Genomic DNA, 204 nt, shown 5'->3' on the forward strand with positions numbered 1-204 from the left:
CTCTGGCGGCCCGCAATCCTCTCCTTCGGCGGGGGTTCCCCAAGTCTGTCGACGCGAATGCGGCGACCGCCGCGCGCACAGCGAGAACGGGGGTATCCCCGAAGGCTGCCCGGCTCGCCGGGACGGGGGCTATGTCTATTCGGTTGCCTCCCGGCACATCGCGCCGAGGGCCCACAGCCACCTCACGAGCTCGGCGGCGGTGGC

It is taken from the genome of Collinsella aerofaciens, assembly GCF_018785265.1.
Taxonomy (GTDB): Bacteria; Actinomycetota; Coriobacteriia; order Coriobacteriales; family Coriobacteriaceae; genus Collinsella; species Collinsella aerofaciens_AI.